The organism is Enterobacter cloacae complex sp. ECL414, from assembly GCF_021869685.1.
In the GTDB taxonomy this organism is placed as follows: Bacteria; Pseudomonadota; Gammaproteobacteria; order Enterobacterales; family Enterobacteriaceae; genus Enterobacter; species Enterobacter kobei.
Genome location: NZ_CP091481.1, coordinates 4415808 through 4429435 on the forward strand (window position 1 = coordinate 4415808; position 13628 = coordinate 4429435).

Consider the following 13628-nt stretch of genomic DNA (forward strand, 5'->3'; position numbering starts at 1 on the left):
GAAATTGAAACAGTTGTAACCACGCAAACGATTGGTTACGGCGTCTTTTTATGTGATAGAGATCACATAAAAAACTGCAATGAAGTTTAAATTTCTCTGAAAAGGTATGAATGGATCACTTTAATGTCTAAAATCTGCCCGCTCTCAGCGCCCTCCGGGCGCTTTTCTTTTTTTGAACAGGCCAGACATGACTAACAGCAATCGCATCAAGCTCACATGGATCAGCTTCTTCTCCTACGCCCTGACCGGCGCGTTGGTGATCGTCACCGGGATGGTGATGGGGAATATCGCAGACTACTTCCAGCTGCCCGTCTCCAGTATGAGTAACACCTTTACCTTCCTCAACGCCGGGATCCTGATTTCTATCTTCCTGAATGCCTGGCTGATGGAAATCGTGCCGCTGAAGACGCAGCTGCGTTTTGGTTTTGTGCTGATGGTCGCCGCCGTGGCGGGTCTGATGCTGAGTCACAGCATCGCGTTGTTCTCCGCCGCCATGTTCGTGCTCGGCCTGGTCAGCGGGATCACCATGTCGATCGGTACGTTCCTGATTACCCATATGTATGAAGGCCGTCAGCGCGGCGCGCGCCTGCTGTTCACCGACTCCTTCTTCAGCATGGCCGGGATGATTTTCCCGATGGTGGCCGCCGTTCTGCTGGCACGCAGCATTGAGTGGTACTGGGTCTATGCCTGTATCGGTCTGGTTTACGTAGCAATCTTTATTCTGACCTTCGGCTGTGAATTCCCGGTTCTGGGCAAAAAAGCGCAAACCGCCGCAGAACCCGTCGCGAAAGAGAAATGGGGCATCGGCGTACTGTTCCTCTCCATCGCCGCCCTGTGCTATATCCTGGGCCAGCTGGGCTTTATCTCCTGGGTACCGGAATACGCGAAAGGCCTGGGCATGAGCCTGAACGACGCGGGTAAACTGGTAAGCGATTTCTGGATGTCTTACATGTTCGGCATGTGGGCGTTTAGCTTCATCCTGCGCTTCTTCGATCTGCAGCGCATCCTGACGGTGCTGGCGGGCCTGGCAACCGTGCTGATGTATCTGTTCATCAACGGTTCCCCGGACAATATGCCGTGGTTCATTATGACCCTGGGCTTCTTCTCCAGCGCGATTTACACCTCTATCATCACGCTGGGCTCCCTGCAGACCAAAGTAGCTTCGCCGAAGCTGGTTAACTTCGTGCTGACCTGCGGTACCATCGGCACCATGCTCACCTTTGTGGTGACGGGGCCGATCGTTGCCCACAGCGGCCCGCTGGCGGCGCTGCACACCGCTAACGGTCTGTATGCCGTGGTGTTCATCATGTGCTTCGTGCTGGGCTTCGTGACTCGCCACCGCCAGCACAACGCGGTAGCGTCTCACTAACCTTCACGCCCCTTTGCGCTACGCAGAGGGGCTGTTTCTGGCAAAGCTGACCTCTTCACCCCCGATATCCATCTGGATCCACGTCTGCGCCAGCTGCGTCGTGGCAATCACCCGCCCCTGACGAATCGACCAGCGCACCGGCACCTGACAGCGCACCGCTTCAAACCCGCTTTCCGCAGGCAAAATCACCAGATTCGCCGGATTGCCCGTGGCAATACCGTAATCGCTCAGGCCAAAGGTACGGGCGCTGTTATGGGTGATCAGATCCAGGCCGCTGTCGATTTGCGGATAGCCCATCATCTGGCAGACGTGTAACCCCATGTGCAGCACCTGGAGCATATTGCCGGTTCCCAGCGGGTACCAGGGGTCAAAAACATCGTCATGACCAAAGCAGACGTTAATGCCTGCTTCCTGGAGTTCCTTCACGCGCGTGATGCCGCGGCGCTTAGGATAGTCGTCAAAACGCCCCTGCAGGTGGATATTGACCAGCGGGTTAGCGACGAAGTTAATCCCTGACATCTTCAACAGGCGGAACAGGCGCGAGGTGTACGCACCGTTGTAGGAGTGCATGGCGGTAGTATGGCTGGCGGTCACGCGCGGACCGATGCCAGCCTCGTAGGCCAGGGTAGCCACCGTCTCGACAAACCGCGACTGTTCGTCGTCAATTTCATCGCAATGGATATCCAGCGGACGGTCATATTTCTTCGCCAGTGCAAAAGCAATATGCAGCGACTGGACGCCATACTCGCGGGTGAATTCGAAGTGCGGGATTGCCCCCACCACGTCGGCACCCAGTTTTAACGCCTCTTCCAGCAGCGCCGCGCCGTTCGGGTAAGAGAGAATACCCTCCTGGGGGAACGCGACGATTTGCAGCGTCACCCATGGGGCCACCTCCTGCTTCACTTCCAGCATGGCCTTCAGGGCGGTGAGCGTCGGGTCGGAGACATCCACATGGGTACGGACAAACTGAATGCCGTTGGCGATTTGCCACTTCAGCGTTTTCCAGGCGCGCGCTTTGACGTCGTCATGGCTGAGTAACGCTTTGCGCTCCGCCCAGCGTTCAATGCCCTCAAAGAGCGTGCCCGACTGATTCCAGTTCGGCTCGCCTGCCGTCTGGGTGGTATCAAGATGGATATGCGGCTCGATAAACGGTGGGATCGCCAGCCCACCGCGCGCGTTCAACACTTCATAACTTTCAGCGCGGGTGTCGTCCATTGGGGTGATGTCACCAAATCGCCCGTTCTCAATGGCGAGTTGCCATAGTCCTTCCCGGCCCGGTAAGCGAACATTCTGAACAAGCCAAAGCGGTGTTGTAGACATTTCTTATCCCCTGATCAACGCAACGTTGTTTAAGCATATTTTTGTTCAAAAATACGCCATTGCTTTGTACACAAAATCGACGCCCCCGAAAAGCCTGCGATTTCCATAACTTATAAAAATCCTGACAAATCAGCCGCATACCACCTAAGGAGTAGGCGAAGACGTATTTGATTTACATCAATAAGCGCCCCTGCTGAATCGTTAAGGTAGGCAGTAATAGAAAAGAAATCGAGGCAAAAATGAGCAAAGTCAGACTCGCTATCATCGGTAACGGCATGGTCGGCCATCGCTTTATTGAGGATCTTCTCGATAAAGCCGGTGCCGACCAGTTCGATATTACCGTGTTCTGTGAAGAACCCCGCAAGGCGTACGACCGTGTGCACTTGTCTTCCTACTTCTCCCATCATACCGCCGAAGAGCTCTCTTTAGTGCGTGAAGGTTTCTATGAGAAGCATGGCGTAAAAGTGCTGGTGGGCGAACGCGCCATCACCATCAACCGTCAGGAAAAAGTGATCCACTCCAGCGCCGGACGTACGGTTTTTTACGACAAGCTGATCATGGCGACAGGCTCGTATCCGTGGATCCCGCCTATTAAAGGTTCTGAAACTCAGGATTGCTTCGTTTACCGTACGATTGAAGACCTCAACGCCATTGAATCCTGCGCACGCCGCAGCAAGCGCGGCGCCGTTGTCGGCGGCGGTCTGCTGGGCTTAGAAGCCGCGGGCGCGCTGAAAAACCTCGGCGTAGAAACCCACGTCATCGAATTTGCCCCGATGCTGATGGCCGAACAGCTCGACCACATGGGTGGCGACCAGCTTCGCCGTAAAATCGAAAGCATGGGCGTGAAAGTTCACACCAGCAAGAACACCAAAGAGATCGTGCAGGAAGGCACCGAAGCACGTAAAACCATGCGCTTTGCTGACGGCAGCGAGCTGGAAGTAGACTTTATCGTCTTCTCCACCGGTATTCGTCCACGCGACAAACTGGCAACCCAGTGCGGTCTGGCCGTCGCGCAGCGCGGCGGGATCATGATTAACGATACCTGCCAGACCTCCGACCCGGATATCTACGCGATTGGCGAATGCGCCAGCTGGAATAACCGCGTATACGGTCTCGTGGCGCCAGGCTACAAAATGGCGCAGGTCGCCGTGGACCATATTCTCGGCAGCGAAAACGCCTTCACCGGCGCGGATATGAGCGCCAAGCTGAAGCTGCTGGGCGTGGACGTGGGCGGTATCGGCGATGCGCACGGTCGCACGCCTGGCGCTCGCAGCTACGTCTATCTCGACGAAAGCAAAGAAGTCTACAAACGTCTTATCGTCAGTAAGGACAATAAAACCCTGCTCGGCGCAGTACTGGTAGGCGATACCAGCGACTTCGGTAACCTGCTCCAGCTGGTGCTCAACGCCATCGAGCTGCCGGAAAACCCGGACGCGCTGATCCTCCCGGCGCACGCCTCCAGCGGTAAACCGTCCATCGGCGTGGATAAACTGCCGGACAGCGCGCAGATTTGCTCCTGCTTCGACGTCACCAAAGGCATGCTGATCTCTGCCATCAACAAGGGCTGCCATACCGTTGCCGCGCTGAAAGCCGAAACCAAAGCCGGTACCGGCTGTGGCGGATGTATTCCACTGGTGACTCAGGTGCTGAACGCCGAGCTGGCGAAACAGGGCATCGAAGTGAACAACAACCTGTGCGAGCATTTTGCTTACTCTCGCCAGGAGCTGTATCACCTGATCCGTGTGGAAGGCATTAAGTCCTTCGACGAACTGCTGGCGAAACACGGCCAGGGTTACGGCTGTGAAGTGTGTAAACCGACCGTCGGCTCCCTGCTGGCCTCCTGCTGGAATGAATACGTGCTTAAACCCGAGCACACGCCGCTGCAGGATACCAATGACAACTTCCTGGCGAACATTCAGAAAGACGGCACCTACTCCGTCATTCCACGTTCCGCCGGTGGCGAAATCACGCCGGAAGGGCTGGTCGCGGTGGGCCGGATCGCCCGCGAATTTAACCTGTACACCAAAATTACCGGTTCACAACGTATCGGGCTGTTTGGGGCGCAGAAAGACGACCTGCCAGAAATCTGGCGCCAGCTGATTGAAGCAGGCTTTGAAACCGGCCACGCGTATGCCAAAGCGCTGCGTATGGCGAAAACCTGCGTGGGCAGCACCTGGTGCCGCTACGGCGTGGGCGACAGCGTCGGCTTCGGCGTGGAACTGGAAAACCGCTATAAAGGCATCCGTACCCCGCATAAAATGAAGTTCGGCGTCTCCGGCTGTACCCGTGAATGTGCCGAAGCGCAGGGTAAAGACGTGGGTATTATTGCCACCGAAAAAGGCTGGAACCTGTACGTCTGCGGTAACGGCGGGATGAAACCACGCCATGCAGACCTGCTGGCAGCGGATCTTGACCACGACACGCTGATTAAGTACCTCGACCGCTTTATGATGTTCTACATCCGTACCGCCGATAAGCTGACCCGTACAGCGTCCTGGCTGGATAACCTGGAAGGCGGCATTGATTATCTGAAAGCGGTGATCATCGACGACAAGCTGGGCCTGAACGAGCATCTGGAAGCAGAGATGGCTCGCCTGCGCGAGGCAGTGATCTGCGAGTGGACCGAAACCGTGAATACCCCTGCGGCGCAGATACGCTTCAAACACTTTATCAACAGCACCCAGCGCGACCCGAACGTGCAGGTGGTGCCAGAGCGCGAGCAGCATCGCCCGGCAACACCGTATGAACGCATTCCAGTCACGCTGGTGGAGGAAAACGCATGAGCCAGTGGGTAAACATTTGCGAGATTAACGACATTCTGCCCGCCACCGGCGTGTGTGCGCTGCTGGGTAACGAGCAGGTCGCGATTTTCCGTCCCCGTCACGATGAACAGGTTTTTGCCATCAGCAATATCGACCCGTTCTTCGAGGCCAGCGTGCTCTCCCGTGGCCTGATTGCCGAGCACCAGGGTGAACTGTGGGTCGCCAGCCCGCTGAAAAAGCAGCGTTTCCGTTTAACCGACGGACGCTGCATGGAAGATGAAAGCGTCTCCGTGAAGCACTATGACGTCCGCGTGAAGGACGGCAAGGTGCAGCTCAAAGCGTAACCCCCCGCCTTTTCAATAGGAAAGGCTTATGACCCCTTATGGGTAACGGCAGGAAAAACCGTATATTTTCGGCGATTCCTGCTGTTATCCTGACGTCAATGCTTACCCCCTCCTTGAATGCTGTGAGGTATCGTCGTGGACCACCTGCCGATTTTTTGTCAATTACGCCATCGCGACTGCCTGCTTGTGGGCGGCGGCGATGTGGCTGAGCGCAAGGCGCGCCTGCTGCTGGAAGCGGGGGCCCGACTGACCGTGAATGCTCTCACCTTCACCCCGCAGTTTGACGTCTGGGCTCAGGAAGGGATGCTCACGCGGGTACAAGGAGAGTTTGATGAATCCCTGCTGGATACCTGCTGGCTGACCATTGCCGCAACGGATGACGATGCCGTGAATCAGCGCGTCAGCGATGCCTGCGAAGCGCGGCGTATCTTCTGCAACGTGGTAGATGCGCCGAAAGAAGCCAGCTTTATCATGCCGTCGATTATCGACCGCTCACCGCTGATGATTGCGGTGTCATCCGGTGGACGCTCACCTGTTCTCGCTCGCCTGCTGCGGGAAAAACTGGAAGCCGTGCTGCCGCAGCATCTTGGTCATATTGCCCACTATGCCGGACAACTTCGTTCCCGCGTGAAGCAAACCTTCGCGACCGTAGGGGAGCGTCGTCGCTTCTGGGAAAAGTTCTTTGTGAACGACAGGCTGGCGCAGTCGCTGGCGAACCAGGACACAAAAGCGGTGGAAGAGACGACCGAACAGTTACTGAACGAACCGCTGGATCACCGTGGTGAAGTGGTGCTGGTCGGCGCGGGTCCTGGCGATGCAGGCTTACTGACGCTGAAAGGCCTGCAACAGATCCAGCAGGCGGATATCGTGGTCTACGACCGCCTGGTCTCCGATGACATCATGAACCTGGTGCGTCGCGACGCCGATCGCGTCTTCGTCGGCAAGCGCGCGGGCTACCACTGCGTACCGCAGGAAGAGATTAACCAGATCCTGCTGCGCGAGGCGCAGAAAGGTAAGCGCGTGGTGCGTCTGAAAGGCGGCGATCCGTTTATCTTTGGTCGCGGCGGCGAAGAGCTGGAAACCCTATGCAACGCAGGTATTCCGTTCTCCGTGGTGCCAGGGATTACGGCGGCGTCCGGCTGCTCAGCCTACTCCGGCATCCCGCTGACCCACCGCGATTACGCGCAGAGCGTGCGTCTTGTGACGGGCCACCTCAAAACCGGCAGCGAACTGGACTGGCATAACCTGGCCGCTGAAAAGCAGACGTTGGTCTTCTACATGGGGCTGAATCAGGCCGCCACCATTCAGGCGAAACTGCTGGAGCACGGCATGGAGGCAGATATGCCCGTTGCGCTGGTTGAAAACGGTACCGCCATTACGCAGCGTGTTGTCGATGGTGTGCTGACTCAACTCGGCGAGCTGGCGCAGCAGGTTGAAAGTCCGGCGTTGATTGTGGTGGGTCGCGTGGTTGAATTACGCGATAAGCTGAACTGGTTCTCGAATCACTGACACATATTTTTCCCTCTTCGAGTAGTCCTTAAGCGGACTACTCCCCTCTAACGGCTACCGCTAACATACCGCCCGCATAGTGGAACTTTTCCATTTATTCCCTCGTATTACATCCAATTTTTTAGACAAGGAATGCGTATGTTCAAGCTGGCAAAAGCCGCCGTTCTGGTTGGCCTGTTATCGACCCTGACGGCCTGTACCGGTCACGTTCAAAACACCAAAAATAACTGCAGCTACGATTATCTGCTGCACCCGGCGATCTCAATTTCGAAGATCATCGGTGGTTGCGGACAGGCGGCACAGCAGTAAGCCGTTTTCAGGCGTAAAAAAACCGGGATTACCCGGTTTTTTAGTTTTGGGAAGTGCGGCCTGATGCCCTCACCCTTACCCTCTCCCACAGAGAGAGGGAACAAACCCTAAAAACGGTAACGTGGTTACCGTTTTGCTTTTACCTATGGTTTACCCACAAACCCAATCGCTTCATACACCGCTTTGAGGGTTTCTGACGCGCGCGCGCTGGCTTTTTCCGCACCGTCTTTCATCACCTTCTGCAGGAAAGCTTCGTCGTTACGGTAGCGGTGATAACGCTCCTGCAACTCGGTCAACATGCCGGAAACGGCGTCTGCCACTTCACCTTTCAGGTGGCCGTACATCTTGCCTTCGAAGTGCTGTTCCAGCTCTGGAATGCTCTGGCCGGTCACACCGGAGAGAATATCCAGCAGGTTGGAAACGCCCGCTTTATTCTGCACGTCGTAGCGCACCACTGGCGGCTCGTCGGAGTCGGTCACCGCACGCTTAAGCTTTTTAACCACGGATTTCGGATCTTCCAGCAGGCCGATAACGTTGTTGCGGTTATCGTCTGACTTGGACATCTTCTTGGTCGGTTCCAGCAGCGACATGACGCGTGCGCCCGATTTCGGAATAAACGGCTCTGGTACTTTAAACACCTCGCCATAAAGCGCGTTGAAGCGCTGGGCGATATCGCGGCTCAGCTCCAGGTGCTGTTTCTGGTCTTCACCGACAGGAACCTGGTTGGTCTGGTACAGCAGAATGTCAGCCGCCATCAGCACCGGATAGTCAAACAGACCGGCGTTGATGTTTTCAGAATAGCGTGCGGATTTATCCTTGAACTGGGTCATGCGGCTCAGTTCACCGAAGTAGGTGTAGCAGTTCAGCGCCCAGCCCAGCTGTGCGTGCTCTGGTACATGTGACTGAACGAAAATGGTGCTCTTCTCAGGATCGATGCCGCAGGCCAGATAGAGGGCCAGGGTGTCCAGGGTGGCTTTGCGCAGCTTCTCAGGATCCTGACGCGCAGTGATGGCATGAAGGTCCACGATGCAGTAAATGCAATGGTAGTCATCCTGCATGCTGACCCACTGACGCAACGCACCCATGTAGTTACCAATGGTCAATTCACCTGACGGCTGTGCGCCACTAAATACGATGGGCTTAGTCATTATTCAATTCCTGATGTTCACTGTGCGAAAGCCCGAGTGCGGGCAACAAATCTTTGAAGTGGTCGAACACAACATCCGGCTCACTCAGCGTAATGGCCTCACCGTAGTTGTAGCCATAGGTCAATCCGACGGAAGGACATCCTGCCGCGCGGGCAGCCAGAATATCATTGCGGGAATCCCCGACAAAGAGCAGCTCCGCAGGTGTTAAGGATAATTTTCCTGCCACCAGCAACAGCGGTTCCGGATGCGGCTTTTTGTTTTGCACATCATCGCCGCCCACAATCACGGAGAAATATTTCGCGATATCCAGCGCGTCGAGAAGAGGGGCAACAAACGGCGTGGGTTTATTGGTCACCAGCCCAAGCGGGATGCCTTTGGCATGCAGCGCGCTCAGGGTTTCCTGGACGTCCGGGAAGAGAAAACTCCCCTCTTCAACGGTCTCTTCATAGAAACGATTGAACAGTTTGCGCAGAATACGCAGCTGCTCATCCTGAGGGATATCCGCGTGATCGACGCTCGGTTTGCCCTGCGCGGAACGCTGCGACGCGCGCTCCTGGCGAGCCCACGTTAACGCGCGCTCCATCAGCACATCGGCACCGTTGCCAATCCACGTCACAACACGTTCTTCGCCCGCAACGGGCAGTTCAAGGGCATACAGCGCCTGATCCACGGCGCTCGTTAAGCCCGGCGCGCTGTCAACCAGCGTGCCGTCGAGGTCGAACGCTACACCCCGAATTGCCTGCAATTTATCCATGACTTACCTTCGCCAGCTCGCGGCGCATTTCATCAATGACTTTTTTGTAATCCGGTTGGTCGAAAATGGCCGACCCGGCAACGAACATATCCGCGCCCGCTGCCGCAATTTCACCAATGTTATTCACTTTCACACCGCCGTCCACTTCCAGGCGAATATCGTATCCTGACTCATCAATACGACGGCGCACTTCGCGCAGCTTGTCCAGCGTATGAGGGATGAACGACTGACCGCCAAAGCCCGGGTTAACAGACATCAGCAAAATGACGTCCAGTTTATCCATGACATGATCGAGATAGCTCAACGGCGTGGCCGGGTTAAACACCAGACCCGCCTTACAGCCATTCTCTTTGATCAGCTGCAGGGTGCGGTCCACATGTTCTGAGGCTTCCGGATGGAAAGTGATGATGCTGGCCCCCGCCGCGGCGAAGTCTGGCACGATTCGGTCGACCGGCTTGACCATCAGGTGAACGTCGATCGGCGCGGTGATGCCGTAGTTACGCAGCGCCTTGAGCACCATTGGGCCAATCGTCAGGTTGGGGACATAGTGGTTATCCATAACGTCGAAATGGACGACATCTGCGCCAGCCGCGAGAGCTTTAGCCGTGTCTTCACCCAGGCGGGCAAAATCGGCCGACAGAATTGAGGGAGCAATCAAAAACTGTTTCATCCGCATCTCCTTGAAATGTGTTTACCGGCGGGCAAAACGGCTCAGGGGCGATAAAGAGCCAGGAGTTCGTCCACCTTTTTACGTGTGCCGCCGTTGCTGCTAATGCTACGCCGCACTTTAACCTGAAAATGCTTCGCGGCTTTATACCATTCGCGCGTATCAGGCGTATCGTGATTCGAAATTAACACCGGAATTCTTTTGCTGACCAGCTTTTCCGCCATCTCCGCCAGACGCGCCTGTTCGGCCGGGCTGAAGCTGTTGGTATGGTAGGCCGTGAAATTCGCCGTCGCAGACAGCGGGGCGTACGGAGGGTCACAGTAAACCACCGAATTTACGCCCGCCAGTTCCATACACTCCTCATAGGAGAGACAGTGGAACTCTGCATTCTGCGCTTTTGCAGCAAAGTGATATAACTCGTCCTGCGGGAAGTACGGGCGCTTATAACGACCAAACGGCACGTTGAATTCACCACGCAGATTATACCGGCACAGGCCGTTGTAACCATGACGGTTGAGATAGAGGAACAACAGAGCGCGGCGGAACGGATCCTGGCTCTGATTAAACTCCGTGCGGAACCGATAGTAGACGTCAGGGTTGTTGTTCTCAGGCGTAAACAGCTTACGCGCCTCTTCCACATACTCATCGGTACGCAGTTTGACGATGTTATAGAGGCTGATAAGGTCGCTGTTGATATCCGCGAGGATATAACGAGAAAAATCAGTGTTCAGAAACACCGATCCTGCACCCACGAAGGGCTCGATAAGACACTCGCCTTTTGGCAGGTGCTTTTTAATATCATCGAGCAGGGGGTATTTCCCCCCTGCCCATTTCAGAAAAGCGCGATTTTTTTTCATGCTGACTAACTGATTACACCTTCTCCGGCTGTGGAGAAAGCTCCGACAGCATCCTGCGCTTTAAACATTACTTCAGATCGGCCTGAACCTGATGAATCGGCTTCGCCCATGGGTTTTTAGCCTGAACATCTGCAGGCAGCGACGCCACGGCACGTTTCGCTTCATCTTTGGATGCATAAACCCCGCTAACCAACACATACCACGGTTGACCGTTTCGGGTCGTCTGATAAACCACGTAGTTTTTCAGATTTGATTTCTTCGCCCAACCGTTGAGGTTGTCATAGTTAGACGAACTGCTCAACTGCAGCGTGTAGTTGCTGGATGGCGCAGATTTCAGCGAGCTGACGTTGCCTGCGGTTTTGCCTGCTGTCGTGCTGGAAGCCGTCGCGGCAGGCGCAGTGGTGGCCGCCGGTGCCGTTGTGGTCGCCGTCGCTTTCGGTGCAGTCTGCGTGACTGGCGCTTTGGCCGGCTCGTTCACGGCAGCTGTAGCCGTGTGTTTCGGCTGTGTCGGTGCGGCTTTCACTTCAGGCGCTTTGACTACGGCCTGAGGTTTGGTTTCACGCTTAGGCTCAATCACCGCCTGCTTACGTTCAGGACGTGTCGCCGTTTGCGTCTGACGCGGCTTGGTTTCCATCGCCGCAGTTTGCGGCTGAGCGTTACCACCGCGAATCGGCGCAACGGTTGCAGGTTCAGTTGGCAGCGTAGAGTTCACCACAACGTTATCAACCTGCTGCTGGTTCTGTGGCTGCGTCAGTGCATTGTTCAGGTCTCCCTGAACTTCTACACGCTGCTGGCCTTCAGGCGTAACGGGAGCCTGACCCTGAGTTGGGGTTGATGACACAGGCGGCAGGGAAACATCCTGCGGCGTCGTGGTGTTGCTGGCAGTCTGCTCAGCGGAAGTGGTGCCCGGCGCTGGCTGCGCACCGTTCGCCTGATCCGTCGCATCGTTACCGGAAAGATTAATGCTCTTCTCAGTAGAAGCCGTCTGCTCGGTTGAGTTCGTTGACGGTGCTTTCAGCGCGGAGCCAATGCCAACAATCAGCAGCACAAGCACCAAAACGCCAAGGCCCATCATAATATACTGGCGGGAAGCCGGTTTCTGCGCAGCGGCTTTTTTACGTTTACGCGGGCGACGCTCTACAGGCTGTTCGTCCATTGAATCTTCTTCGGACTCATAATCCTCTTCTTCTCGCTCATCACGCGCGTTGCGGCTACGCGAAGGGCGACGATCGTCTGCATCCAGTTCAACATCGTCAAAGTTGATCTGCGGCTCGTTATCACGTTCTGAAGATTGACGAGAACGACCAGTACGACGATCGCTGGGATCGGGTTTCAGCTCGTCTTCTGGTTTGAATTCATCCATTTAACACCCCACTCAAAGGCTTATGCCTACGTCTTTGCATTTCGCCTGAAGCTAAACGACCACCGGTAAAAGTGGCCTGACCTTTCTAGTTGTTACGCCTGCTGACAATCAGCGATAGCGCCAAGAACGACATCGTGCGACACTCCGCCGCGCACTTCACTCTTCCCTATTGCAAGCGGGAGTACAAGACGCATCTCACCTGCCAATACTTTTTTATCGCGCATCATGTGGGGTAAATACGCTTGCGCCGACATCTCCTGCGGCCCGGTTACCGGCAAACCTGCACGTTCAAGCAGCGCAATGATACGTGCCGTCTCTTCCGGTTTAAACTGACCCAGACGTTCAGAGGTGCGGGCTGCCATGACCATTCCGGCTGCGACGGCTTCACCGTGCAACCAGTTGCCGTAACCCATTTCGGCTTCAATGGCGTGACCAAACGTATGCCCAAGATTCAGTAAAGCACGTAAGCCGGTTTCACGCTCGTCTGCGGCGACAACTTCTGCTTTCAGTTCACAACAACGACGAATGCAGTATGCCAGTTTTGCTTCATCCAGGCGCAACAACGCATCCATATTCTCTTCCAGCCAGTTAAAGAACTCGCCATCCAGAATAATGCCGTATTTGATCACTTCAGCCAGACCCGAAGCCAGCTCGCGCGTCGGCAGGGTTTTCAGACAGTCGAGATCCACCACGACCGATGCGGGTTGGTAGAACGCGCCAATCATGTTTTTGCCGAGCGGATGGTTGACTGCGGTTTTGCCGCCGACAGAGGAGTCGACCTGTGACAGCAACGTGGTCGGGATTTGAATAAAACGAACGCCACGTTGATAGCTTGCGGCCGCAAAGCCGGTGAGATCGCCCACAACACCGCCGCCCAGGGCAAGCAGTGTTGTATCGCGACCATGCGGTTTTTGCAGCAATGCGGTAAAGACGGTATCCAGTACCGTCAGGCTTTTATACTGCTCGCCATCGGGCAGAATCACACTGTCGACTTTAACGCCTGCCTGCTCAAGCAGGTGGCGTACGCGGTCGAGATAAAGCGGAGCCAGCGTCTCATTGGTGACCAGCATCGCCTGATCACCCGCTTTTAGTGGTAAAAAGGAAGCTGGGTCGTTAAACAAACCAGCCGCGATGGTGATAGGGTAACTACGTTCCCCGAGAGTAACTGTAATCCTCTCCATGACGCGACATCCACCTTTAATGCTTTACCCGCAGGCGAGTGTATA

12 protein-coding genes are annotated in these 13628 nt (G+C 55.6%); 5 read left to right on the forward strand and 7 right to left on the reverse strand.

What is annotated here, in order from left to right; all coding sequences use genetic code 11:
• The first annotated feature begins 187 nt into the window (after positions 1 to 187).
• Complete coding sequence (gene tsgA, locus L3068_RS21405; RefSeq protein WP_048997509.1) at positions 188 to 1369, forward strand: MFS transporter TsgA; 1182 nt, start codon at positions 188 to 190, stop codon at positions 1367 to 1369.
• 18 nt (positions 1370 to 1387) lie between these two features.
• On the opposite strand, the gene L3068_RS21410 is transcribed toward tsgA, so the two are convergent.
• Positions 1388 to 2689, reverse strand: a complete 1302-nt coding sequence (locus tag L3068_RS21410) for a cytosine deaminase (RefSeq protein ID WP_023331477.1) — start codon at positions 2687 to 2689, stop codon at positions 1388 to 1390.
• 239 nt (positions 2690 to 2928) lie between these two features.
• Here L3068_RS21410 and nirB point away from each other — a divergent pair, with 239 nt between their 5' ends.
• The 4 genes from nirB to L3068_RS21430 all read left to right on the forward strand — a co-directional run bounded on the left by nirB (position 2929) and on the right by L3068_RS21430 (position 7613).
• Positions 2929 to 5472 carry a nitrite reductase large subunit NirB gene (gene nirB, locus L3068_RS21415; RefSeq protein WP_047027070.1) on the forward strand — a complete coding sequence of 848 codons (2544 nt, stop codon included), beginning with the start codon at positions 2929 to 2931 and terminating at the stop codon, positions 5470 to 5472.
• The gene (nirD, locus tag L3068_RS21420) at positions 5469 to 5795 is read left to right on the forward strand and encodes a nitrite reductase small subunit NirD (RefSeq protein WP_014885518.1); all 327 of its coding nucleotides are present in this window, start codon (positions 5469 to 5471) and stop codon (positions 5793 to 5795) included. Before nirB ends, nirD begins: the two co-directional genes overlap by 4 nt.
• A gap of 135 nt (positions 5796 to 5930) precedes the next feature.
• Complete coding sequence (gene cysG, locus L3068_RS21425) at positions 5931 to 7304, forward strand: siroheme synthase CysG (protein WP_117581772.1); 1374 nt, start codon at positions 5931 to 5933, stop codon at positions 7302 to 7304.
• Between the two features lie 138 nt (positions 7305 to 7442).
• A complete protein-coding gene (locus L3068_RS21430; protein ID WP_014885520.1) occupies positions 7443 to 7613 on the forward strand; it encodes a YhfL family protein in 171 nt (56 codons plus the stop codon).
• A gap of 143 nt (positions 7614 to 7756) precedes the next feature.
• Here the strand turns inward: L3068_RS21430 and trpS are convergent, their stop codons facing one another.
• The 6 genes from trpS to aroB form a co-directional block, all read right to left on the reverse strand.
• A complete protein-coding gene (gene trpS / locus L3068_RS21435) occupies positions 7757 to 8761 on the reverse strand; it encodes a tryptophan--tRNA ligase (RefSeq protein WP_014885521.1) in 1005 nt (334 codons plus the stop codon).
• Entirely contained in the window at positions 8754 to 9515 is a 762-nt protein-coding gene (gph, locus tag L3068_RS21440) for a phosphoglycolate phosphatase (protein WP_023337906.1), read from the reverse strand. Before gph ends, trpS begins: the two co-directional genes overlap by 8 nt.
• On the reverse strand, positions 9508 to 10185 hold the full coding sequence (gene rpe / locus L3068_RS21445) for a ribulose-phosphate 3-epimerase (RefSeq protein ID WP_014885523.1): 678 nt from the start codon (positions 10183 to 10185) through the stop codon (positions 9508 to 9510). Before rpe ends, gph begins: the two co-directional genes overlap by 8 nt.
• 41 nt (positions 10186 to 10226) lie before the next feature.
• The gene (gene dam, locus L3068_RS21450) at positions 10227 to 11039 is read right to left on the reverse strand and encodes an adenine-specific DNA-methyltransferase (RefSeq protein ID WP_014885524.1); all 813 of its coding nucleotides are present in this window, start codon (positions 11037 to 11039) and stop codon (positions 10227 to 10229) included.
• 67 nt (positions 11040 to 11106) lie between these two features.
• The gene (gene damX / locus L3068_RS21455; protein ID WP_117581773.1) at positions 11107 to 12402 is read right to left on the reverse strand and encodes a cell division protein DamX; all 1296 of its coding nucleotides are present in this window, start codon (positions 12400 to 12402) and stop codon (positions 11107 to 11109) included.
• A 92-nt stretch (positions 12403 to 12494) separates the two neighbouring features.
• Entirely contained in the window at positions 12495 to 13583 is a 1089-nt protein-coding gene (gene aroB, locus L3068_RS21460) for a 3-dehydroquinate synthase (RefSeq protein WP_014885526.1), read from the reverse strand.
• Positions 13584 to 13628 lie beyond the last annotated feature (45 nt).

What these genes read in the sequence shown, in the direction of transcription:
- tsgA (WP_048997509.1), top strand. Translation starts at nt 188, where the DNA reads ATGACTAACAGCAATCGCATCAAGCTCACATGGATCAGCTTCTTCTCC.
- L3068_RS21410 (WP_023331477.1), bottom strand. Translation starts at nt 2,689, where the DNA reads ATGTCTACAACACCGCTTTGGCTTGTTCAGAATGTTCGCTTACCGGGC.
- nirB (WP_047027070.1), top strand. Translation starts at nt 2,929, where the DNA reads ATGAGCAAAGTCAGACTCGCTATCATCGGTAACGGCATGGTCGGCCAT.
- nirD (WP_014885518.1), top strand. Translation starts at nt 5,469, where the DNA reads ATGAGCCAGTGGGTAAACATTTGCGAGATTAACGACATTCTGCCCGCC.
- L3068_RS21430 (WP_014885520.1), top strand. Translation starts at nt 7,443, where the DNA reads ATGTTCAAGCTGGCAAAAGCCGCCGTTCTGGTTGGCCTGTTATCGACC.
- trpS (WP_014885521.1), bottom strand. Translation starts at nt 8,761, where the DNA reads ATGACTAAGCCCATCGTATTTAGTGGCGCACAGCCGTCAGGTGAATTG.
- gph (WP_023337906.1), bottom strand. Translation starts at nt 9,515, where the DNA reads ATGGATAAATTGCAGGCAATTCGGGGTGTAGCGTTCGACCTCGACGGC.
- rpe (WP_014885523.1), bottom strand. Translation starts at nt 10,185, where the DNA reads ATGAAACAGTTTTTGATTGCTCCCTCAATTCTGTCGGCCGATTTTGCC.
- dam (WP_014885524.1), bottom strand. Translation starts at nt 11,039, where the DNA reads ATGAAAAAAAATCGCGCTTTTCTGAAATGGGCAGGGGGGAAATACCCC.
- damX (WP_117581773.1), bottom strand. Translation starts at nt 12,402, where the DNA reads ATGGATGAATTCAAACCAGAAGACGAGCTGAAACCCGATCCCAGCGAT.
- aroB (WP_014885526.1), bottom strand. Translation starts at nt 13,583, where the DNA reads ATGGAGAGGATTACAGTTACTCTCGGGGAACGTAGTTACCCTATCACC.